General features: G+C 54.0%; 18 protein-coding genes. 3 read left to right on the top strand and 15 right to left on the bottom strand.

The window, feature by feature from the left end; all coding sequences use genetic code 11:
* Window positions 1-66: 66 nt before the first annotated feature.
* The gene (gene lpxD, locus CGZ80_RS26230) at window positions 67-1,146 is read left to right on the top strand and encodes a UDP-3-O-(3-hydroxymyristoyl)glucosamine N-acyltransferase (RefSeq protein ID WP_094418840.1); all 1,080 of its coding nucleotides are present in this window, start codon (window positions 67-69) and stop codon (window positions 1,144-1,146) included.
* Between the two features lie 70 nt (window positions 1,147-1,216).
* Window positions 1,217-2,116 (top strand): LpxI family protein, encoded by a 900-nt coding sequence (locus CGZ80_RS26225; protein WP_198953798.1) that lies wholly within the window; start codon window positions 1,217-1,219, stop codon window positions 2,114-2,116.
* A 24-nt stretch (window positions 2,117-2,140) separates the two neighbouring features.
* Here the strand turns inward: CGZ80_RS26225 and CGZ80_RS26220 are convergent, their stop codons facing one another.
* Together CGZ80_RS26220 and CGZ80_RS26215 are read right to left on the bottom strand one after the other, a co-directional pair.
* A complete protein-coding gene (locus tag CGZ80_RS26220) occupies window positions 2,141-3,349 on the bottom strand; it encodes a DUF1080 domain-containing protein (protein WP_094418648.1) in 1,209 nt (402 codons plus the stop codon).
* Between the two features lie 76 nt (window positions 3,350-3,425).
* Window positions 3,426-3,686 carry a hypothetical protein gene (locus CGZ80_RS26215; protein ID WP_094418647.1) on the bottom strand — a complete coding sequence of 87 codons (261 nt, stop codon included), beginning with the start codon at window positions 3,684-3,686 and terminating at the stop codon, window positions 3,426-3,428.
* 22 nt (window positions 3,687-3,708) lie between these two features.
* Between CGZ80_RS26215 and CGZ80_RS26210 the strand changes: the two genes are divergently transcribed.
* On the top strand, window positions 3,709-5,340 hold the full coding sequence (locus CGZ80_RS26210; protein WP_094418646.1) for a sulfatase: 1,632 nt from the start codon (window positions 3,709-3,711) through the stop codon (window positions 5,338-5,340).
* A gap of 116 nt (window positions 5,341-5,456) precedes the next feature.
* On the opposite strand, the gene CGZ80_RS26205 is transcribed toward CGZ80_RS26210, so the two are convergent.
* The 13 genes from CGZ80_RS26205 to CGZ80_RS26140 form a co-directional block, all read right to left on the bottom strand.
* Window positions 5,457-5,717, bottom strand: a complete 261-nt coding sequence (locus CGZ80_RS26205; RefSeq protein ID WP_094418645.1) for a GlsB/YeaQ/YmgE family stress response membrane protein — start codon at window positions 5,715-5,717, stop codon at window positions 5,457-5,459.
* A gap of 306 nt (window positions 5,718-6,023) precedes the next feature.
* On the bottom strand, window positions 6,024-6,269 hold the full coding sequence (locus CGZ80_RS29300) for a zinc-ribbon domain-containing protein (RefSeq protein WP_158222858.1): 246 nt from the start codon (window positions 6,267-6,269) through the stop codon (window positions 6,024-6,026).
* Window positions 6,270-6,485: 216 nt separating this feature from the next.
* Entirely contained in the window at window positions 6,486-7,820 is a 1,335-nt protein-coding gene (locus CGZ80_RS26190; RefSeq protein WP_094418642.1) for a DUF1501 domain-containing protein, read from the bottom strand.
* A gap of 15 nt (window positions 7,821-7,835) precedes the next feature.
* On the bottom strand, window positions 7,836-11,498 hold the full coding sequence (locus tag CGZ80_RS26185; RefSeq protein ID WP_094418641.1) for a DUF1553 domain-containing protein: 3,663 nt from the start codon (window positions 11,496-11,498) through the stop codon (window positions 7,836-7,838).
* 131 nt (window positions 11,499-11,629) lie between these two features.
* Window positions 11,630-13,057, bottom strand: coding sequence for a DUF1501 domain-containing protein (locus CGZ80_RS26180; protein ID WP_094418640.1), 1,428 nt, complete (start codon window positions 13,055-13,057; stop codon window positions 11,630-11,632).
* 140 nt (window positions 13,058-13,197) lie between these two features.
* Window positions 13,198-16,530 carry a PSD1 and planctomycete cytochrome C domain-containing protein gene (locus tag CGZ80_RS26175; protein WP_158222857.1) on the bottom strand — a complete coding sequence of 1,111 codons (3,333 nt, stop codon included), beginning with the start codon at window positions 16,528-16,530 and terminating at the stop codon, window positions 13,198-13,200.
* A 71-nt stretch (window positions 16,531-16,601) separates the two neighbouring features.
* On the bottom strand, window positions 16,602-18,314 hold the full coding sequence (locus CGZ80_RS26170) for a FecR domain-containing protein (RefSeq protein ID WP_094418638.1): 1,713 nt from the start codon (window positions 18,312-18,314) through the stop codon (window positions 16,602-16,604).
* Entirely contained in the window at window positions 18,311-18,979 is a 669-nt protein-coding gene (locus CGZ80_RS26165; RefSeq protein ID WP_094418637.1) for a sigma-70 family RNA polymerase sigma factor, read from the bottom strand. The genes CGZ80_RS26170 and CGZ80_RS26165 overlap by 4 nt, the downstream gene beginning before the upstream one ends.
* Window positions 18,980-19,102: 123 nt before the next feature.
* Window positions 19,103-20,032, bottom strand: coding sequence for a histone deacetylase (locus tag CGZ80_RS26160; RefSeq protein ID WP_094418636.1), 930 nt, complete (start codon window positions 20,030-20,032; stop codon window positions 19,103-19,105).
* A gap of 51 nt (window positions 20,033-20,083) precedes the next feature.
* Window positions 20,084-20,569 carry a hypothetical protein gene (locus tag CGZ80_RS26155; RefSeq protein ID WP_094418635.1) on the bottom strand — a complete coding sequence of 162 codons (486 nt, stop codon included), beginning with the start codon at window positions 20,567-20,569 and terminating at the stop codon, window positions 20,084-20,086.
* 218 nt (window positions 20,570-20,787) lie between these two features.
* A complete protein-coding gene (cmoB, locus tag CGZ80_RS26150) occupies window positions 20,788-21,795 on the bottom strand; it encodes a tRNA 5-methoxyuridine(34)/uridine 5-oxyacetic acid(34) synthase CmoB (RefSeq protein ID WP_094418634.1) in 1,008 nt (335 codons plus the stop codon).
* On the bottom strand, window positions 21,792-22,544 hold the full coding sequence (gene cmoA, locus CGZ80_RS26145; RefSeq protein WP_094418839.1) for a carboxy-S-adenosyl-L-methionine synthase CmoA: 753 nt from the start codon (window positions 22,542-22,544) through the stop codon (window positions 21,792-21,794). The genes cmoB and cmoA overlap by 4 nt, the downstream gene beginning before the upstream one ends.
* 159 nt (window positions 22,545-22,703) lie before the next feature.
* On the bottom strand, window positions 22,704-23,654 hold the full coding sequence (locus CGZ80_RS26140) for a DNA integrity scanning protein DisA nucleotide-binding domain protein (RefSeq protein WP_094418633.1): 951 nt from the start codon (window positions 23,652-23,654) through the stop codon (window positions 22,704-22,706).
* Window positions 23,655-23,910 lie beyond the last annotated feature (256 nt).

Below are 23,910 nucleotides of genomic sequence, written 5' to 3'. Positions count from 1 at the left end.
AATCGCCTCACCCGCTATTCTTGCCAGTGGTCTGAAAACAGAAGCAACAGCGAAAAGGAAGTCGCCATGGCAATTCGATTGGACGAGCTCAGCCAACTGGTTGAAGGTACCTTGCATGGTGATGGTGCCTTGATCTGCCAGGGTGCAAATCCGTTGGACCTCGCCACCGAAGCAGAGATCACCTTGGTCGTCCAGCCTGTCGGAGAGATCGGACCCATCACCGCGTTGGCGGTTGTCACGAAGGCGCGTCTCGAAAATTGCGATCGTCCGCAAATCATTGTCGATCAACCGCACGCTGCATTTGCTCGGATCGTCGCCCACTTCCGGCCCCCCATCACGACCAATTTGCCCGGTGTTGGAGTCGATTCGAACGCCAAGATCGCCAGTTCAGCGAAGGTGCATCCGACAGCGACGATCTGTCGTGACGTCGTCGTCGGCGAGCGAACGCTGATCATGCCCGGCGTTGTGGTGATGCCCGGATGCCGCATTGGTAACGACTGTGTGTTGCATCCTCACGTCACTCTCTATTCACACACACAGATTGGTGATCGTGTTGTCATCCACGCAAGTTCGACGATTGGCGCGGACGGATTCGGTTATCGATTCGAAAATGGTCGGCACATGCCGGCCAGTCAACTTGGGTATGTCGAAATTGAATCGGACGTTGATGTTGGTGCTGGCGTCACCATCGATCGTGGCACCTATGGCGCGACACGGATCGGTCAAGGAACCAAGATCGACAACCAAGTCATGATTGCACACAACTGCCAGATCGGGCGGCACAATCTGATCTGCAGCCAAGTCGGTATCGCAGGGTCCTGCAGCACCGGTGATCACGTGATCTTGGCCGGGCAGGTCGGTTTAAAAGACCATATCAAACTTGGCGACGGAACCATCGTTGGCGCAAAAGCTGGCGTGATGGACGACTGCGAAGGCGGCCAGGTTTACTTGGGTGCTCCCGCGATGCCTCAACGTGATCAAATGCAAATCTTCGCGCTCCAGCGCAAGCTGCCTGACATGCGGCGCGAACTCAAGTCCTTGAAAAAGCAGTTGGCCGAATTGACTGCACAGCTTCGCGAGCTGACCGATGGCAGTGACGCGGACGATCACGCTAGCTCTCGTGTCGTCAACGAGCGTGCTGCCTAGTGCAATGGAACGTAACGTCAAACGCCAAAGCTACGGACGAGATCTGGTGCGAAGTTTCTTTTCACGCGGGATGTTGGCTTCCGAAGGCCAGCCCAAACCCGTCGGACTGATCGCCGGCTGGGGCTCCTTTCCCGTGCAAGTTGCCGAAGAAATCGTTAGCGCCGGTGGGCGCGTTTGTTGCATCGCAATTACTGGTCATGCGAGTCCAGAGTTGGAATCGATTTGTGATCACGTCAAATGGTCTGGCGTCGGCAAGATCGGTGCCCATGTGCGGTACTTTCGTCGTCACGACGTACAGGACGTCACGATGGCAGGCAAGCTTTTTAAATCGGACTTGCTGTTCCAGGGCAGCGTCTGGATCAAGCACTTTCCCGACCTGACCGCGATCCGTACCTTTGGTCCTTGTCTGCTGGGAAAGCGTCGTGATTCACGCGACGACAGTTTGCTTTTGTCCGTGACCCGAACCTACGCCAGAAACAAAATGAACGTCTGCCCTGCAACCGATTTTGCACCCGAGCTGTTGGTCAAGGAAGGTCAGCTCGCCGGAGCGCCATTGGATCAACGTGAACACCGTGATGCGGTGTCCGGCTGGAACGTTGCCAAGCAGATGGGAGGCATGGATATTGGCCAATCAATCACGATCAAAGACTCGACCGTTTTAGCCGTCGAGGCAGTTGAGGGGACCGATTCGTGCATCGAGCGAACTGGCCAGCTCTGCCGTCGCGGCGGATGGACATTGGTGAAGGTTGCCAAGCCGAACCAGGACATGCGGTTTGACGTGCCTACGATCGGCCCACAAACGATCGAAAGGGTGGCCGAAAACGGTGGCAAGACGATCGTCATCGAAGCAGGTATGACGATCTTGGTCGAACGTGACGAGACACTACGTCTCGCCAAAACACATGGGATCAAGATTGTCGCTCTCGACGCGGCGACGATCGAAAAGAGTCTTCGCAGCGAAGCCGCATAACATGGCTTTCACGAAGCGTCTGCCTTACTCGCCAGACGCTTCTTCGGCGGCTTCGTCCTCGGCGGCCTGCTCTTCGGCTGGCTTTTCTTCAGTCACTTGCTCTTCCGATTCGGCTTCTTCGGTCGCCTCTTCATTCGGTGGCTGATTCCACTCCAGTTCCGCGGCCGCGTCGCGTTGTTCTTGGGAAGCGATCACAGGGAACTTTGCGTTGCTAATACCGCGGTCCACGATCCAAATGTTACGGAAGCGAACCGGATCGCCGTGATCTTGGATGTTGATCGGTGACAACGTCGGTTCTTCGGGCTTGCCAGCACCAGTCTTGCTTGGCAGTGCGACGTTGTCTTGGACTTTGACCCCATTGATCCAGCTAGTGATGTGGGCATCACGGATCTTCTTGCCGTCGGAGTTCCATCGAGGTGCCGTAAACGACACGTCATAGGTTTGCCAGACGAGCGGAGGGAACGCCATGTTCAAATCAGGCGACTTCATGCGGTACAGCGCGCCCAGTCCGTTGAACATCTTTTCGGTGCCGAAGGAATCGAGGACTTGGCACTCATAGCGACTTTGCAGATACAGCCCGCTGTTGCCACGTTGTTGGCCATCGGCGATTGGCATGTATGGCAAACGGAATTCGGCGTGCAAGTCAAAGTCTTGGAACATCGGCGAGATCAACGCGCCTTCTTTCAACAAACCATTTTCGGTCATTTCGGCGCCGACGAAATTGTCGACCGAAGTGCCGTCGAAAAGGATCAAGGCGCCTTCAGGTGGCTGTGCACCAAGGGTTCGGCTGACGCGGTTGACTCGCTTCAATCGCCCCAGCATCTTTCCGTCCGACGCAATGATGTTGCAGCCTTCGGAATCGACGAAGATCCCCCACGGTCCGCCGGACAGGATGACATTGTCTCCTGAACGAAGGCCGATCAATCGCAGTTCCTCGGCTTCGTGACCGTCTTCACCAGGAAGCCCGCCGTAGAACGCCATCGCTTGGAATTGGTCGCCAGCGACGGGACGGATTTGCAACGCCAGGATTTGGCCTTTCTTCTCGCCGCTCCTGAACTTACCAACGAACTCGCCCATCAAATGATAGCTGGCATCATCCTGTGGCGGCTCGGTGTAGGCGGGGCCTTTTTCGCTGCCGTGTTGCTGAGCAAACAGGTTTGCGTTTGGCACGGCGGCCAAGATTAATGCGGGAAGAACGGTTTTTGCGAACAAGCGAGAGAGCGATACGGTCATGGTGGGAATAAGCAGTGGGGAAAAAGCTCGTCCAGGCGTAGGCGGACCAGCGTGGGCTGATGCGAGAGCCAATTTTCTAGCGGTCCAAGTCTAGTTCGCTGTCGGCTACTACTCCACCATCTGACCGTGAAAGCACCTTGATTCGTGGCCCAAAAAGCAGTTTTCGTCGACCCAATCGGACGCAGGGGACTGGCAATTCGTCCGATTCACCGGTTTGTGCCGCAGCGATCACCAAAGTTTGTCCGTGGTCTTGGGCGTCGGTACCGTGGGGCGGGTACGATGGAGATTCTTCCGGAGGCGATTTTTCTTTATCGCGATCGCCATTTGCCCCGCTCATTCCCTCCCAATTGACGAAATCTATGCGATTCTCTGCAACACGCTCGTCGCTTCCTCCCGAATCTTGCAATCGAGGATGGCGTCAGGGCTTCGGTTATGTCTTGTCGCTCGGGCTAGCCGCTTGCCTCATCGGGCACGCGTTGTCTCGACCAACGATCGCCGCCGATCAGCCAAACATCCTGTTTATTTTCACCGACGATCACTGCACCCAAGCACTCAGTGCGTACGACCCGTCGCGGATCACGACACCCAACATGGATCGCATCGCACGCGAGGGAATGCGATTCGATCGCTGTTATGTGACCAACGGGATCTGTGGTCCAAGCCGCGCAGTCATTCAAACTGGCAAGTACAGCCACTTGAACGGCTTTATTCGCAATGGCAATCGATTCAATGGCGATCAGCAAACATTTCCAAAGTTGCTGCAACAGGCCGGATATCAAACGGCGATCATTGGCAAATGGCACCTTGTCACTACACCACAAGGTTATGACTACTACGACGTCTTGAAAGGGCAAGGTCCGTATTACAACCCGCCAATGGTCACCGCCGGAAAAGACGGCGAGCCGGTCACTCGCAGCCACACTGGTTACACCACCGAGATCATCACCGACAAAACTCTGAGCTGGCTAAAGAATGATCGTGACAAGGACAAACCGTTCATGGTCATGTACCAGCACAAAGCCCCGCACCGAAACTGGCGACCTGCGCCAAAGTACCTGCACTGGCTCGACGACGTCACTGTCCCAGAACCCGAAACGCTTTGGGATGATTACCAAGGGCGGACGCAATCTGCAGGCAAGCAAACGATGACTGTCCGTGAGCACCTCAACGACAACGACTTGAAGCTGTCAGGCTATGGCAACATGAACGCCGAGCAAAAGAAGGTTTGGGATGCCGCTTACGGACCAAAGAATAAAGCGTACCTGGATGCTCGCGATTCGATGACAGAAGAAGAGATCATCAAATGGAAGTACCAACGCTATGTCAAAGATTATCTGCGTTGTGTCAAAAGCGTTGATGATGGAATCGGCGAAGTCCTCGACTATCTCGACGAAGCTGGCTTAGCCGACAACACCATCGTGATCTACTCCTCCGACCAAGGTTGGTACCTCGGCGAGCATGGCTGGTTCGATAAACGCTGGATGTACGAAGAATCGCTGCGCACGCCGCTGCTGGTTCGTTGGCCGGGTGTGATCCAGCCCGGTTCGGTCAACAACGACATCACCTCGAATCTCGACTTTGCCGAAACGTTTTTAGACCTCGCCGGACAACCGGTCCCAGACGACATGCAAGGCCGTTCGTTGGTGCCACTGTTCAAAGGTCAAACGCCCGATGATTGGCGGCAGGTGTTTTACTACCACTACTACGAAAACCCTGGTGCGCACAACGTCGCTCGGCACTATGGTGTTACTGATGGAACACACAAGCTGATTCACTACTATGCGCTCGAAGGGAAAACGATCGATGATTGGGAATTGTTCGATTTGAAATCAGATCCGAACGAACTGCAAAGCGTCTACGGCAGCACGGACTACAGCGATGTCCAGCAAAAGCTGCGGCAGCAATTGACCGCCGCGAGAGAAAAGTTCGGCGTTCCAGAGGATGATGACCCTGCTGGGCCGCAGCGGCGGAATAACAATCGAAAGAGATAAGTAGCCATTCCGCACAATTGAAAAAACGAAAGGCCCGGTGGGTGACATCAATCCAATGTCACCCACCGGGCCAGATCGCTTTCCACCAGATTCTGAATTGGCGTCGCGTGTTTGAGTTACGCGGTTGTGCGATGGTTGGTTCGTTCGGCAATCACTAAAAGTGCAACCGCGCCGATGAGGGAGCCAATCCAGCCCGCAGCTTGGAATGGTGTACCGCCGAAGATCAGGTAGGCAACGAAGCCACCCGCGAAAGATCCCGCGACACCAAGCATCATTGTCATTAGCAAACCCATTGACTGGGGGCCGGGAACCAAAAGTCTTGCGATGGCACCGATAAACAGACCGAAAAGCATCCAACCAAGAATTGGAATCAACATCGTGGAATCTCCTTTACTGACTATCGTTGGTTAACTTTTTCTGCGTCAAACTGAACAAAGTCAGGTTTGACACCGCGTTTTATTTACCCCGCCAGTCTCATGGCCTTGAAAGCCGTTGCGCACAACTCACCCTCATTCAATGCGCTGACGCATACAATCGGGGAACGCGTCGAAGACGCATGATTCGGACTTTTGGGGATGCTCGTCGATGAGCAACTTCGAATCATCTGCTATGCGAATTGCATGCCAAAGCTATCAAGCACGGAACGACGCTTGCGATTGGTCGTAAATTGACCAGCCACATCGCTACCCATTTAGTCCGATGGTTGTCGGACGGTGTCCAACCGCGGCTTCGGAATAAACGCTTCCACACCGTCGGCATGCAAAGCGATGTGTTCGTGTACGCCCCAACGGAAGTACTGGAATAAAGAACAGTGTGAAGTAGCGCGCGATCACTACTCGTCCACAAGACGTTTTTGTCGTGCATGCGGGACAAGTAAATTCGCCAGCTGACTCGACTTTTTGCTTGGTAGAGATTCCAAAGATAACCATTGTGCTGACCCCGTTGATTGAAAAGCATCGCCCCTTGTCAATCAACGAAGATCGCAAAGTCTGTACCGATCGTTGATCAAGACCGAATCCTTTGCACATTCGCAGTCCGAGTGACCGTTTTGCCAATCAAATGTACGCAAAACGTCCTCGCTGCAATCGTTCAAGTCAAACATGGCATTGAGCCATACCGGCAAGGCATTCGATCCGTTCGCCGAATCAACTGATCAACAACGATTTGATCGGCCGCCCGCGGTCGGTGATGGGGACGGGACGGTCGCCGGCGTAGAGGTTCTTTTGGTAGTCCACCCCAACGCTCGCACAAACCGTGGCGAAGAAATCTGGGACGCTGACGGGATCTTGTAAGATCTTTTGCGAACGCTCATCGGTTTCGCCAAAGGCACCACAGTGGTTCAGCCCTCCGCCTGCGAGGACGCAGGTGAATGCAGTGCCTTGATGACCTCGCCCGCCACCACCGTCAAATTCCGGTGGACGTCCAAATTCGGTGGTAATCATGATCAACGTTTTGTCCAACAGTCGCTTGGACTGGAGATCTTCTATCAATGTCGCAACGGCAATGTCCATCTCTTGGATCAGCTTGTGCTGTTGTAGAATCCCTCCGTTGTGCACATCCCATCCAGATCCATTTAGGAAGTTCAGGTTATGCGAGACCTCAATAAAACGCACACCTTGTTCGACCAATCGTCGACTTAAAAGGCATCGCTGACCAAACTCCCCACCGTATTGATCTCGCAGACTGTTAGGCTCTCTGTCGAGTTCAAAGACGCGGTTGAATTCGGGGCCACTCAGCTTCAAGCTTTGATCAATCACCTGTTCATAGTCATTGATCAATGGACCTCGTGCATTTTTCGCTTGTTGTCGAAGCGTTGCAAGGAAGTGCTCCCGACGCTGCTGCCGCGTCATCGTGATGCCCTCCGGACGTGACAATCCTGCAGGCCCTTTTGTGGTATCGGTGAGGTACAGGTAGCCATGTTTGGCTCCCAAAAAACCTGGCCCGCGTGTCACATTGGGATAGCCAATCAAGACATAGGGTGGTGCCGTATCCGATGCGGCGCCGCGTTCATGTGCGATAATCGAACCGATCGATGGATAGGTGATGGTTCCACTGACCGCGCGCCCCGTGTGCATTCGATTGGTTGCCGCGGCATGTTCGTCGATCATGTCATGATTGACGCTGCGAACGGCGGTGACGTGTTCCATCAACCGAGCCACGTTCGGAAGATGTTCACACAAGCGAACTCCGTCGAGGGATGTTTCGATGGAGTCATAGTAGGCGCCGGGGCGGTTCGCTTTTGGATCTCCTTTTTCTTTGGGGTCAAAGGTATCGATTTGCCCCATGCCTCCACCCAACCATATGGAGATCACATGTTCTGCGTTTCCCGAAATGCTCGGTTGCTGATGCGAGTGCTCACCTTGGACATTGCCACCCGCATCATTCGCAATCCCCAGCGACGGCAACGCAAGGCTACCCAATGCCGCACTTCGCCGAAGTAAGGCTCGACGGCTGAGTTCTTGCTGTTTTTCTTTTTTCATCTTGGTTTGCTTTGGCTATGGAATCCAAACGAACTCACTATGGTTGATCAGGCTCCAGACGACGTCTTCATAGACTTCGCGCCATGCGGAGATGAAACGCGGGTCGGCAGGCGGTCCGGCTTGAACACGCTTTTCAATTTCAAGCTGAATTTCATTGGCCTGGGGGCGAAGGTGATTGAACCAATCAACCTGCGGCAGTGGTTTCGCGACCAACACTTCGGTGATTTCGTTTGCCGGTAAGATCCGCTGCTGATAGCCCTCGGCGATCGCAGAGGAGAACACGTGCAGCTCTTCAGCATTGGGATGTCGACTGAGGAAACGAAGAAAGAGTTGATCCACAAGCTCTTCGGGCGAATCCTCATTGATCGCCAACTCTGCAAGAACGCTTCGGTTTGAAATGCGAGTTAGCGAACTTGCCAGCACACCGTTCGCCAGCACACCAGGCTGCAATACATTTGGCTCTTGGTCTCGCTCGGCGATCGGCATCTGCCTTGCCCCCGTCCAACCGAAGGCTTCCAAAACATCGGCAACAGCTCGAGCCTTTGGCAGAGACAAACTGGGCCGATCACGCTCATTTTTTAAGTCCCCGAACATCCACGCCCGAGTCGGCGTTCCCAGCGTTTGCCTTGCCCCCAAAGGACGTCGTCCGTCATGGACGAAGGTTAGCTCTTCCACCGAAATCGTGTGTCCTGTCGATTGATGTAGCGCGTCGACAATTTGCTCTGCACTCAAACGCCGTCGATCAGGAGCATTGAAAAACCGCGACTCCGCAGTGGCCACTTGATTCGTACCGATGGCCTGACGCTGGTACAGATCCGAATCCATGATCTGTTGAATGAGTCGACGAAAATTATATCCGCTGGACACAAAGTCATCCGCTAACCATTGCAGCAGCTTCGGATGACTGGCCAAGTTGCCCTCCCAATCGTGAACCGGCTCGACAATCGCAGCACCGATCAATCGTTTCCATGCATGGTTTACGATCACCTGAGGAAATCGTTGATTCTGTGGTGCCGTGATTAACGCCGCGAGTCTTTCGCGGGTATCGTTGCTCGATCGAACCAGTCGATCTATTTCGGGACCATCTTCCACCCCGGTGACTTCTGCAAACGGCCAAGTCGGCGTGACAGCCTGATCGGCCGGAAGCGATACTTGAATGAGCGACTTGCGCACCTTTTGATTTTCAAAAAACGCAGCGGGGACTCGACTTGTGGCGGGGACTTTGATTGGTTTGCGACTGAACATCGCCGCCAATGAATAAAGATCCTCTTGAGTCGTGCTGTGGTACGGCGAATCATGACAACGAGCGCATTGCAGTTCGATTCCTAAGAAAGCGGACGCGATGATATGGCCTTTTGCGGCCATCGGCGAATCGTTTTCACCCGCCAAGCCGAAACCGGCGCTTCCGCCTTCAGCTGCACCACCACGCAGCATGATCAATTCGGTGACCATGCGATCAATCGGCTTGTTGTCACGAAGTGAGTCGTACAAAAACCAACGGAACGGACCGGTGCTATTGAGCGATGCGTTTAATAATGAAGGGTTCTCGGCGAGAAGATCCATCCAAAAACTGACCCACCGATCCGCGAATCGTTGATCTTCAATCAAACGCTCAATGAGCTGCTGTCGTTTGTCGGTTGACGTGTCAGTTAAGAAAGCTTTAACTTCCTGAGCCGTTGGCGGCACACCAACGGAATCAAAGTAAGCTCGCCGTAAGAATGATGCATCGTCAATGACCGAGGGGATCTTGATCGCTTCCTCGTCCAAGGGCGGACTCGGCCAAACCGCTCCGTTGCTAACCCAGGTTTCCAACGTCGCGATTTGGTCTGCATTAAGCCCTTCCTCGGTCGGTGGCATGTTGCCCGAGCGGATTTGCGAAATCAATTCGCTCGCTTCGACATCACCTGGAACGACAGCGGGGATTTCAGAATCACCTGCCAACAGCGATTCTTCACGCGAATTCAGACGTAGCCCACCTTTTTCTTTTTCACCATGACAGCGGAAGCATTCCTCACGCAAAATCGGAAGGACGTTTTCGTTGAAGTGACTCGCTAGATCAGGATCGATATCGGTTTGGCGTTGTCGACGGTTTCGGATTTTCGATTCGATGAAATGATCAATCGGATGACTGGAAAGCTGCTGGTCTCGTTTGGGACGATTTGACTCGATCCACTGATGTGCGATCTGTTGGCGTTTGATCCAGAATTCATCCTGCGACTTCGCAGCCAAGTGCTGGCTTTGCTGATCGAAGTCGACTAATTCGGTTTCGATTCGTTCCAGCAGTGGTTCGACAATTTCGTTCGACAAAGGAATATGCGTCTCGGTCGTCGCCAACAGGTCATAGCCATCGCCTTCTGCATTCAGCATTGCGACACAGATTTCACCTGTTTCGGTGCGATGCCCGCTGCCACCGACGATGACTTCAAATACCACACGGCATGTCTTGAGAGGCTGTCCCGACGATCCATCGATCGTGATCTCGCCAAAAGCCTCCTGTTGTTTGTATCCGTGCGGACGAACACCGGGCAGCGGTGGCTCGGCCCGCGGGGTGACAGGTTCTTCGCCATCAGGTGGCTTTCGAGAAACGGAATCGGTTCGAGTCACAAGTTCACCGTCGATCCAAAGTCGGCTCATCGCTCGCGATCGGATCAAGAACTGGTGAGTTCCTGTTGGCAACTGGACATCACCCGCCATGCGCAACAACAACGGAGCTCCCCAAGCGTCACGTATTCCCCAAGAATCGAAATGCAAAGGAATGCGGGGAAGCAGAAACGATTCACCGTACCAACGTGATGCTTCCTCCGGCCATTGCTCGCCCTTATTCAACCAGCGATCGACCGCGGGCAATCGCTCGCAAAGTTGAACCACCACCTTTCCGTTTGGGATCGATGCGATCCGTGGCATGACTTCGGGTTGTGGCTCGATAACCCGTGGCTCGCCAACTCGATGGAAGCGTTGCCGCATCGTCTGATCGTCAAGCAATTCTCGATGAATCATGATCTGATCCAGACCGCCCGCGTAGCTGACGCCTAAACGCACTTCATCGTCATCATTGATGGGCGGTTCGGTCGTGATTCCTCCCATGTCCCACTTGCCTTCGGTAGGCTTTCCATTGACCCAGCCACGGATCGATTCCGGCATCCCAAACCGATACGAGACGCCTACATGGTGCCATCCGGTACCGATCGGAAAACTTCGATTCGACGTCCACCGGTGCCAGTGTCGATCGCTACCAGACAACTTTGTCGCAAAGAGAAAGCTGATGTGTGCGTTGCCTTTACGATTGATAATCCGCAACGCCCAGTTCTGATTATCACGCGTGAACTTTGCAGAACCCGTTCTCCCCTTGCCAATGATGTAAACCGGTTGTCCCTCGGCCGATCGCTGCGGATTGACCCAGGCTTCCAATGTCAGTTCGTCGCCGTTGGCAAAATCAAATCGGCTTTCAGGTCCTTCGTCTGGGATCGAGACATATGCAGAGGCACTGACTTCGATCGCAGTATTCGTTTCGGCAAGATCCGGAAATTCGGGAGGACGTGGCCCGGCGATGTCACGACGAACGTCACCATGGTTGCTGACCGACTCAACGGACTCGCCATCGAAGCTCCACTGGGCAACAGGAGATTCACCGACAGTCGTTGCAAAGGCGAACAAGACGGCGACAAGATTGATTGACATAACCGTGGACTCCTCAACAGATGGAAGAACTTGTGATCGGGCAATCAGGATCTTCTTGGGCAGTCAGTTGGTGGGAAGGCGGGGAGGGATGCTTGCCAGCAGGCGGGAGGTTGGATGAAGGTCTATTGTGTTTACGTCTTGGCGAGTATCCCTTTGTAGAACTCACCTTCATTGAGATCGACTCGTTCAGGACGGCCTTTGTGCATGTACACGACTTCTTTGTGATCCATGCCCAACAGTCCCATGATCGTCGCATGAATGTCGTGCACGTGCAGTCGGTCTTCCACCGCATGCAACCCCAGTTCATCTGTTGCGCCGACAGCCTGACCGGCCTTCACACCACCGCCGGCCATCCACATAGTGAATCCGGTCGGATTGTGATCACGGCCATTGCCCTTTTCGCTCATCGGCGTTCGTCCGAACTCGCCGCCCCAGATGACCAACGTATCTTCCAGCATCCCGCGTTGCTTCAAGTCTGCGATCAAACCGGCAATCGGCTTGTCGACTCCTCCGCACAAACGTGAATGGTTCGATTCGATATTGCTGTGGCTGTCCCACTTGCTCCCGGCTCCCGAATACAACTGCACAAACCGGACTCCACGTTCGACCAGTCGCCGAGCTAGCAGACACTGACGTCCATAAACTTCGGTTTCCTTTTGATCCAATCCGTACATCGAACGAATGTGCTCGGGTTCGTTGTCGATATCGATCGCGACGGGGGCATCCGCCTGCATTTTGGCAGCCAGTTCGTAGCTCTGGATACGTGCTTCTAGCTCTGTATTGGAATGTCGACCTTCAAAGTGCTGGCGATTCAATTGGTTAATGAAATCCAACTTGCTACGCTGCTGTTGCTGCGAAACTCCGGCAGGGTTGTTCAGGTGACGCAGTGGCTCATCACCCGTTTCGAACAGGACGCCTTGGTGCATCGATGGCATGAACCCTGATCCCCAAGCTCGTACTCCGTTGACGACCATTGAAGAGCTATCTTTCATGACGACAAACGTCGGCAAGCTTTCCGTTGGGTTACCAAGACCGTAGGATACCCACGCTCCAAGCGACGGCCTGCCCCCAAAGACAGCTCCGGTGTTCATCTGACAGACGCCACCGGCATGATTGATCCCGTCCGAAACACAGGATCGAATCACGCACAGTTCATCCGCGATTTGTTGATGGTGTGGAAGCCAATCAGAGATCCACAATCCGCTTTCGCCACACTGCTGCCATTTTCGCTTGCATTCCAAAATCGGCGCATTGATTTCGCCCATCGCTAAGACGGGCTTCTCAAAACTGTCGGGCAATGACTTGCCCGCCAATTCGTTCACAGCAGGTTTGTAGTCAAACAAATCGATGTGACTGGGGCCACCTTCCATAAACAGCCAAATGACGTTTTTGGCCGTTCCTAATCGATTGGTAATCTTTTGCGATGCCGGATTCGCGGTCTCTGCACCGAATAAACGCTCGCCGGACATTGCCTCATAGGCGAGTGCACCAAACCCGCATCCGGCACGAGTCAGCAGTTCACGCCGGGAATGAAGCTTGTCAATATTGTTGCATCTCATAGATTCTTTCCAGAGCGATTCTTTCCGGAGTTTTTATCGCGACGATACGGGTGAACGAAGCGAATGAGTTAGCTTGTGGCGGTCATTGTTGGATCGATGCACCGCGTGAACACAGACGATGGAACGGGCTTCCCGCTTCGCTAGTGCAGGTAAAGGAATTCATTTGAATTAAACAGAGCGTGGCAGAAATCAGTGACTGCCGCATGAAGCTTGCTCGAATAGCCGTGACTATCTTGCTTTTTAGCCGGTCGATACCAAACGGTATTGGGAGCCGGTTGCTCGCCGTTGGTTCCTGAAAACTTCCAGTCCAACAACCGTACCAAAGTCGAGTCCGGTTGATTGACCAGCAATTGTTCTTGAGTCAGGACTCCGTCGCTAACCAGCAGCCTTGCCATTTGACCGTCCCACAGATGGCCAGTGGACTGCCTGCCACCGGCGATCACATCCAATTTTGGATTCTGAACATGGCTGACAATATCCGTTTCGACGGTCGCAGACTGAAGCGTTGCATCCGGATCCGACAGATCTTTCATGTAGAACGTCACGGTACCGGACGTTGGGTTGTCACCACTGGCGGTCGCCGAGATTGCTGCAGCGATATAGACTGGTTTTCCCAAGGGGAATTTTAATCCTGACGCCACCACTTCATATTTGGCCTCGTCTTGAAAGGTTCGACCGACCAATTGCACGATGAAATTCTGTGGCGTGTAGGCAGACTTCTTGCTGGTGATTCCAATGTTCCAACCGCCGACGGATTGGTTCCCATCCCAGCGTGACAGCAGTGTATTGACACTCGCGTCGGAATAAACGCGGTCCAAACAAACGATCGCTTCAACCGTGAATTGATCTGCCAAGCCTTCAGACTGTTTCAACCTTAGCCGCTCAAACCGACTTTCAGGCTGGATCCACAATGCTTTGTCGCCAAGCAACCTTTGATCGACATTGCCAAAGTGCTGCGTGATGGGCCGCAACCCATTTTCGTCCGGGTACTTTGGTTTTGGAACCGTCAACGGGGCATGCTCTTCAATCGACACCGCTTGAGATACAATGAACTCCAAGGCGGCTTTGACTTCGCTATCCGTCGCCGATCGACCGTAGACTAGGCGGTAAGCGCTTTGAATCAATTCTGGAGACGCTTGCTTTTGCTGTCCGAGCAAACGTTTGGCGAAAGCCTGTGAGCGTTGCACACTCCATTGTCCGTTGATCAACAGTAAAGACTGCAGCGGAGTTGTTGTGGAAACGCGATCCGGCGCTGATTCGAATCCCAGTGGCGCATCAAACCCGCCTAGCATTTCGTCTGGTTTGTTGCGAAGTTTCTTGACGAAGACGCTTCGATAAGGAGAACTACCTGCAACCGATGCACCGCCCTCTCGCTGCTTTAACTCACCAGAAACAGCCAACATCGCGTCACGAACCTGTTCGGCATCCAGCCGTTGCGGTGGATAACTCCACAGCAAACGATTGCTGGGATCTACTTTCAACTCTTCATCGGAAGGCTCACGAGCCGAAGTTTGCTGGTAGGTGGCACTCATCATGATCAGCTCATGAACTGCTTTGATCCTCCATTTACCTTCCAAAAAGCGGACGGTTAACCAATCCAGCAATTCGGGATGACTTGGCAGTTCACCTAACGTTCCAAAATCATTTGGCGTTGGCACGATTCCGGTACCGAAGTGCCGTTGCCAAATGCGATTGACGATCACTCGCGTCGACAACGGGTTCTTCGAATCAGCGATCCAGTTTGCCAAAGCTGTTCGCCGACCAGTGGAATGTTCAAGCGATTCGATCTCGGGCGGTGCCTGCCCCAGCAGTTCTAAGAACGCGGGTTGAACTTCCGTCTTCGACGTCCGTGTTACCAGATAAGTCGGTGCTGGCTGAGGACCATGATCGACCGCGATAAATGCGGTTGGCAACTCTTTGGGCTTGATCGAATCGAATTCTTTCAGTGCATCCTGAAGCTCTTTGTATCGCTTTAGATCGTCTGGCTTTCCTTTCAGTGATTTTTCAAAGTCGACGCCGCGTGCCGCTCTGGCTGCCTGCCGTTCAACTAGATACGACAACTGTTTGTCATAAGTCGTCTTTTCGGATTCAGATTTGTGATAGATCGCTTTGACATCGTCAGGGAATTGCACGACCGCGTTATCACGTGCTTTCTGAATCGCCACCTTTGTTAATTCATGGATTTCGTCACGAATCGACTTGGTTGCTTTTTCCCAGATCGCTTGCTGCTCGTTGTGTTGTCGAATCTGTTCGGCATCGGCAAGCGGCTTATCCATGGGCCATGAAACCGAAGACAGGAACGCCTGCAAGCCAAAGTAGTCTTTCTGCAAGATCGGATCGAACTTGTGGTCGTGACACTGGGCGCATCCGATCCCGATGCCCAAGAACGCTTCCCCGGTCACCCGAGTCATTTCGTTGACGATCAGGTCCCAGTGCATTCGGGCGTCACGTTGATTCCACTCATAGACACCGTGACGCAGGTAGGCGGTTCCGATGAACGCGTCTGGATCATCCGGCGAAATCTCATCGCCAGCGATATGCTCGCGAATCAGCTGGTCGAAGGGCTTGTCATTGTTGAACGAACGAATGACGTAGTCGCGAAAGACACTTGCATCGGGGCGAAACGCATCTTCCCGGTAACCGTCGCTTTCCGCATATCGAATCACGTCCAACCAATGCTGTGCCCATCGCTCACCGTAGCGAGGACTTTGCAGCAACTGCTTGACCAAACGCGGCCATGCGTCAGGTTTCGGATCATTCACAAATGCGTCGACTTGCTCCGGTGTAGGCGGAAGCCCATGCAAATCAAAGTAAGCGCGTCGGACCAATTCGTGGCGATCGGCTTGCGCGGCCGGTTTCAATCCGGCTTGTTCCAATCGCTTTGCGACGAAATGATCGATTGAATTTTCGGCCCATTGATTGGCCCACTGTGGATGTGTCGTATCACTTCCTGCCGGCATCGGATCGGAAACGGGCTGAATCGCCCACCAGTTGCGGTCTTCGTCGGTAAACGTTTTTCCGGCTGCGCGAATCTGCGAAGAATCTGCCTGCGGCCAAGGGGCACCGAGTTTAACCCACTGGGTCAAGACTTCGATTTCTTCCGCCTTCAGTTGCTTTTCTGGCGGCATCTCGAAAGATTCATAGTTGATCGCTTCGACCAGCAAACTCTCCTGCGGTTTGTGCGGAACGACTGCCGCTCCACTTTCGCCACCGCGGGTCATCGCGTCGATCGAGTCGAGACGCAATTCACCTTTTTGTTGTTCTTCACCATGACACTGCACACATTTGCTCGCCAACAGCGGACGAACTTTGTTTTCAAAAAACGCTAAGTGCTGCGCTGCGTTTACTTCGTCGGGGACGGCCGATTCAGTTGCCCCGGCAAATCCGCCAACGCTCCCACCAAGCCCGAACAACCCAAGCAAGACGGACAGTCGCAACGATGTTTTCTTAACTGGCAACAAAGAAGTGTTCATAGGGGCGTGAATCCGTTTCTTTCTACTCAGTATTGCTTGGCTTTGGATCGCCATGTTTTCGTTTTAAGTGACTACGGCAGCGGCGGAAGGCCACCGATAAATACCGGATCAATATGATGGTCGTCGTCTAAAGCGTCTTGGATAAATAGCCCATCAACCGATTCACCGTCGTCGAATCCCAAGTCCGTTAAATCGACACCGACAACCAATCCTCGGAATCGAATGGTTTGTCGGCGTCCGACGGTTTCAGTCGACTGAACTTCATCGACCGAGGAAACAGGCCCGGGAAACATATGGACATAAAAGTCGGCGAGGGGATGGGCGGACGGCGATTCCAAGGTCAGATCGAATGACGTGATGGTCTGCACCTTTAAACCGTCGCGAAATCTTAGTGGCCCTATATGAAAGGCGTCTCCATCAGGCGGATTCGAAAACGCCTGCAAGTCGAAGACGACCAAGTCATCGCCCGGTCCATTGACGACCGGACGATCAAACTGAATCGCCATCCCAGGCGTCGGGGCATCACCAGCCAACACCGGATCGGAGTTGTACGGCGTTCTGCTACCACCGGGGTTGATCACACCAGTCACCAAACTGTTGTCCGACGTTAGCGACGCACGATCACCTGGCAGCATTGCCGGTCCACAAAGAAATCCACCTACTTCCGGAGAACTGAATGCAATCGTTTTCGCGCGAATCAATTGCTCGACCGGAACTGATTGAATCTGACCACCACGTTGAACCGTGACACTGACAAGCTGGTCGGCATGCCCAGCTTTGTTTTTACTGGCATCGTAGCTGATCACACGATCGGGCAATTCACGCCGATAGAGTCGTGGATCGTACTCAATCGGGTCCGCACCGAATTCGGATAATGCGGCAAACCGCTGGGCTTGGCCGTCCGTCAGATGCACTTGTGAATGACCGGCAGGCGTTGCCGCAGTCGACGTTTCATACACATCTGCCGCACCTTCCACGACGTGCACTTCCGTTTCGCTTGTCTCACCAACATTGATGGTGAAACGGGTGCCGCGATCGACAACACGCATCATCGGTGTTTCGATCCGAAATCCTTCTGCACCATCGGGCGCGTGCACACTGCATTTGCCAACGTCCAATCCCAAGCATTCGTCAGAAAGGACACGAAAGACGGCAGGGCCTTCGACAATAGCCTCCGCACCGCTTGGAAAATGAACCTCAGCCAAGCCTGTCATCAGTACATAATCGCGTTGATGTGCGAGAGCCGAATCAACTGGCGGCAGCAACTCGCCAAAGAACTTTGCGTGAGCAAGGTTGGCAAAACGAACGGCCGCGATTTGGTTGGTCGCAATCTGCGAGTTGCGTTGATTTCTATTCTGAGAAACGGCGACGCGGTTTCCTGCATCACTGTTAAACGCTTGCCAATACAGAAGAGAAACGATTCCGATTAACGTCGCCGCAATCAACGCCAGGAACGTCGGCGGGATGGGACTTGTCACCGGCACAGGTGAAACGGAATTTGACGCATTCGCTTGAACGCCTGCCATCACATCGTCGACGAAACGTTCTGGTGAACGGGGCAATCGCTTCATCACCTGTTCAACAAAGTCGTCTTGCTGGTCGGCAAGGCTGTCTTGCTTACCAACCAGATTCAGTAGGCGATGGGTCTGGTACAGATCGGCGGCTTGCCTCAATTGCTGGTCGTTCGATTCAAGCAATTGACGCAGTTCGCCCATCGACGACGCATCAAGTTCACCTTCGAGATAGTCCGTCCACAGTTCCGCGAACCGCTGTTCATCGCTCATCCGAGTTCACCTCCATCGCCAGCCCATGAGTCACCTTCGCTAGCCAGCGAACGCTGCTCCACACACTCCTGGAGTCGCTGGCGGATTTGCCAAAGCTGCTTTTTCACAGCGGCGACCGACCGTCCACTACGACTCGCCATTTCCTCTAATGAAATCTCTTCATCGTAGCGCCAGCGAATAAATCGCCGCAAATGATCAGCTAGCGAACTGACGCAAGTCTTCAAAGACTCCAACCGTTCGATCTCAAACTCTGTCGGACCACTTGCTCTTCGTTCTAGCTCTCGCTGTAAAAGATCGGGTGCGTAGCGGGCGTGATAGTCTGCAACTCGGCGCAGGCGAGTCATCTCGGTTTTCAACTGATAGCGAGCGATCGCGAACAACCAAGCTTCAAAGCGAGTTCCCGGCGTGTAATCAGCCAGACGAGAATAAGCGGCAACAAAAGTACGCTGAGCGATATCGTCGACGTCGATCCCGGGCGGTGCCTGCCCGGCGAGCCAAGCTCTCAAGCGAGTCTCGAATTGGCGTACAACGCCTTCATAAGCAGACGTTTCGCCGCCGCGGGCGCGTACGATCACCCGCTCCAAATCAGCGTCCACTGCTGGCTCGGTGGCTAACTTAGGGGCGCATTGACGCCTGCTGTCGGTCGTGTCTTTTGGAACCGTCATCGCCTTACTATGGCAGCTAAAGCGATAAGGTTACCCCTTCACGGGAAAAGAAACTCCGTTTTTCAAGAAAACGAATCTGCGGACCCGTACCGCTTGAAGTGCCGACGAATTCCGATCACTCGTTTACAACGCCAGGTTTTCGAGATGGACTTTGACGCAATCACGCATCGCCTGCGGATCGTAGCCGCCTTCCTGAACCGAAACGAGCTTTCCATCGCAATGCTCGTTTGCCAATCCAACGACAAACTCCGTCATCTCCTTGAAGTGCTCCGCGTCCAAGCCCAAGGACCCGACGGGATCGTTGTAGTGACAATCAAACCCGGCACTGAGGAGCAACAGTTGTGGCTGAAACGAACGGGCAAATGGTTCTAAATGACGCCGGAATTGATCCAAGTAAGACTGCGGCGATGTTCCGAATCCGATCGGGACATTCATGGTTGTCCCTAAGCCCGCACCGGTTCCGGTTTCATCTTCGTCTCCCGTCCCTGGATAAAATGGCCAGCGATGAATGGAGAAGAATGCGACCTGAGCGTCGTCCCAGAAAACGTCTTGTGTTCCGTTGCCATGATGGACGTCCCAGTCCACGATCATAACTCGGTCAAGCTTTAAATGATCAATCGCCAGGCGTGCCCCAATCGCGATGTTATTGAACAAGCAAAACCCCATGGGAGCACCCGCAAGTGCGTGATGCCCAGGCGGCCGAATGAAGCAATAAGCACGCTGATCATTACCCGCAAAAATCTGCTCAACCGCATCACAAACCGCCCCGGTTGCAAGCCGAGCCACATCGTAGGACTCAGCACTCATGACCGTGTCGGTTTCGATCCTGCCTCCACCACGGGAAGCGAAGTTACTGACCTTTTCGATGTAGTACGGCTGGTGAATGGAGCCGATCTGCTGAACCGTCGCCGGCTCCCATTCTGGACGAACGATACCGTCGTGTTCGCTCAGCGTTCGCAGGTATTCACCGGCAGGCTCTAGTCTGGCAGCGCATTCAGGATGCTGACCGGTGTCATGAAGGCGAAAGCGATCGTCTTGGTAAAGCAACGTCATCAGCAAACGATACTCTGCGGGTGTAACGCCGATTCGGAAATGCGGTCTTGATCAGCGGCCGCTTTCGGGCCATTGGGCTGGAATTAATTGTATCCCGCTTCGCCCATTGGGTTCAGCAACGCGAAGTGAATCACGCACGTAATTGTGACACTCGATACACAGTTTCGTCATGCTCAAATAAGTAAACGTGGCACCTTGATGGTTCTTTTTCTGTGCCAAGTCTTCGAGTTCGGAACACTGACGGCGGAATTCGGCGCTGAAGTGTTCATAAACTTGGTCGCGTGCTCGTGGCCACTCCGCGGCTTCACTGATCAGTTTCATTTCGTTGGCACCTTGAGCGATCGCGGCGAAGTCGTTTCGCAATAGGCCTTCAAGAACGCTTTGGGATCGTTTTAGTTTCGAACGCATTAGCATGCCTTCGGATTGCTCGATCGGTTGGACCGATTGATCGGCAAAGGCGTCGACGAGGCAGAGCACGGAAGCTCCGGCGATGACCAAGACAGCGAATAGCGAGCCCAGAATCCTGTGCTTTGACATGATAAGAATCCTTTCGTGTGACCACGCGGCGAGGGGGGAAACGCGGCGGCGAGATGGGGTGACAACTCCCTTTAGAAAGCGTGCCATCGTCGGCTGTAGCAGATTCGGGCAAACGTTTGCTATGCCGAATTGCGCTGGCTAACTTGAAGCCTGAGCAATCGTGACGGCGTGTCACGCATGTTTTGCTTGGATGAGCGAAAACGGGACTCGATTGGCGATCAAAGGCAATCGGCGACGACGATCGCGCGGACCGGTCCAGGGTATCCTTCGACTGTTTTGGTCGGATCGTTTGGGTCCATGAAGTCACGCAAGGATTGAAACGTCATCCAGTCGGTGGTGCGTTGCTCTTCGGACGTCGTGGTGCTGATGTCGATCAAGCGTGGGTTGGTGAATCCGGTTCGCTGTAGCCAGCGAAAAATCATCGGTACGGACGGAAGGAACCAGACATTACGCATTTGTGCATAGCGGTCTTCGGGGACTAGCACATTTGGCGAATCGTCTTCGATGACGATCGTTTCCAGGACCAACTGTCCGCCTGGTGCGAGTGCCCCCGCGAGGCTGCGGAGGTGATCGATTGGGCTGGTGCGGTGATACAAGACACCTGCGGAAACGACGACGTCGAAGAAGTTCAATTTGTCGGGTAGGTTTTCGTCGATCAGCGGGACGACGTGGTGCGGGCAGTCTGGTTTGGCGTACCGTCGGAAGACTTCGAATTGGGCGAGGAACCGCAAGATTGGGTCGAAGCCGAGGACGAAGCTTGCTCCGTCAGCCAGCATTCTCCAACCGTAGTAGCCGTTTCCACAGCCGACATCGAGCACTTTTTTGTTTCGAAAGTCGACACCGGATCGGATGCGTTCGTACTTCCAATCGGACCGCCATTCGGTATCGATGAAGTGCCCGGCGAATTCGAGCGGGCCTTTTCGCCAGGGGTGAAAACACATCAGCTGTTCTCGAATTGCTTCTGATGCGGTTGTTGTGTTGACTGCTTCGTCGTCGTTTTCGTTGGTTGGCAGAACCCGGACGCGGTCGTCGGATAGGTCCAAGTGGAATTGATCAGGCGACGGCAGTTCGTTGAAGGTGCTGATCCAGCGTTTCAGGTCACCGTTGGTTGGCTGGTCGATTTGCTGCGCGGAGCGTTCAGCGATTAAGTCGGCGAACGACGTTTGGCCTTGTTCGCGCAACCATCGATCGAGCTCATTGCGATCGAACCAGGACGAATCACTCATCGAGACTTGATGGCCAAAATGGAAACGAAATTAAAGCACTGAAACCATGGCGTGACGGTTTGGAAACCCGCTTGTTGCAAACGGCTGATGTGTGTTTGTAGGGTTTCCGGGATCAGTGTGTTTTCGAGAGACGTTCGCTTTTGTGCGATCTCGAGTTCGCTGTAGCCGCAGGCTCGTTTGAAATCCAGGTGCAGCTCGGCGAGCAGATCCTGTTCTGCCGGATCGTCGAAGCAAATTTTTTCGCTCAGTACCAAACCGCCGCCTGGGATCATCGCATCGAAGCATCGTGACAGCAGTTCGGTTCGCTTTTCGGCGGCGATGAATTGCAGTGTGAAATTCAACACGACCATTGACGCGTTCGACATCTCGGTGTCGCAGAGGTCTTGTTGTTGAATGATGACATCGCAGAGATCGGATACCGACGCGGTGTCTGTTTGGCTGTAGCCGGCAAGTTGATCGCGTAAGCGGCGGATCATTGCTTCGGAGTTATCGATCGCGTAGATCGTCGCGTCGGCAGGAGCTTTGCCGCGGATCAGTGTAGTTGCAGCGCCGAGGGAGCAACCGAGGTCGTAGACATTGGAAGCGGGCTGGACTAGGCGTTCGGCAAGTTGTTCGATGACGGAGAGGATCGAGGTGTAGCCGGGGACGCTTCGAGAAATCATGTCAGGGAAGACTTCGGCGACGTGATCGTCGAACTGAAAGCTTCCGACTTGATCTCGGGGCAACGCGTAGATGTTGTCGCGAGGCATGGGGGATGGCGGACGGTGCGGTGAATGGTTTGTGCTGTGTTCGGTGCTGGGACGCAGATGACCGAACGAGACGACAAGGCCACAGCGGCGTGCGGGGCCGACCAGCAACATTGGCGGCTTCGGATGAATTGGGTACTCCGAAGCAACCGCACGGCGAATTCAGTCGTCGCCGCTAGCGGTGGGGGGCTTGAAGGAGATCTCCTGCCACTTGATGCCTTTGTCCATCGGTTCGATTTGCATCTTGAGGAAGCCATTTTGATACAGGCGAACGGTTCCTGTCGACTGGCTGACCACGATCGCGATGGCTTTTGTGCGGCGAGTGATCGCTGCTGCGGCCCAGTGCCGGGATCCCAGTCCCTTGGACATGTTCAAGTCTTCGTGCAGGACTTCCAGCATTTGACGGCTACGTTCGATCGTTCCGTCGGCGGTAATCAGGAAGGCGCCGTCGAGTTGGGCGAGTTCTTTGGCGTCTTCTTGGGTTTTGGGGTCGAGCAGATTCCGGGCTTTTTTGTTGTAGCCTTTGAACGGGTCCACACCGCTTTCGTTGGCATGTTTGAGCACGTTGCGGGTGTCTCCGACAACAAAAAGTGCACCGCACGGTTTACCCTCGCGTCCTTCGACACCGATTTGAACGGCCAGGTCAACGACGGCCTTGAGGACTTTCAGTGGGACGCTGCTTTCGAGCGATTGCAGGTCTCGTGTGCTCAAACGCCGCATGCGTTCATCGAGCTTAAGATGGCTGATCGAATCGAGTCGTCCGGAGGTGAATCCGCCGTAGATCGCGACCAATTCGTCGTTGGGTTTGATGAATTCGTCGGCGGCAGCTTCGAGGATTGCGTGTTGGAGCCGTTCTAAGAGTGGTGCTTTCTCTTTGTTGAGCGCGATTGGCTTGAGGCCAGCTTCGGCGGCACCTTGCAGTTCTTCGACCGAGTCGACGGCAACGATCAGAGGCTTTTCACAGCCTTTTTTCCGGACCATTTCGGAGATCCGTTCCCAATCGCTGGCCCCTTCCAGCAGCAGCACCAGCGCGTCGGCGTTGATGTCGTTGACCAAAGTCATCGCAGATTCGAGCATCGCAATGTTGTGTTTGGTCAGCCGGAGGTTTGCCATGGCAGGTCGATCGAGAGTCACGATGGTCTGGGAACAGATTTCTCCTTAACTGTAGCTCACCCGTAAAGTTCCGCCCAGACACACGCCAAATTCTTTCCCTCCAATTGGTGCCACCCACCTTTCCTCTCCCCAGATAGGTGCCTGACACCTTTTGGCTTGCTTCTAGCCCACAAACGGGCTTGGCTAGTCGGTTTTTTGACGGATCGAGGCCAGCATTGGCCGAGGAGACACTGTCAGGGAAGCCGTTTTCGGCATC

This window comes from Rhodopirellula sp. MGV (genome assembly GCF_002251265.1).
GTDB classification, from domain to species: domain Bacteria; phylum Planctomycetota; class Planctomycetia; order Pirellulales; family Pirellulaceae; genus Stieleria; species Stieleria baltica_A.
The sequence above is the reverse complement of the archived record's forward strand: the minus strand, read 5'-3'. Positions and strand labels throughout refer to the sequence as shown.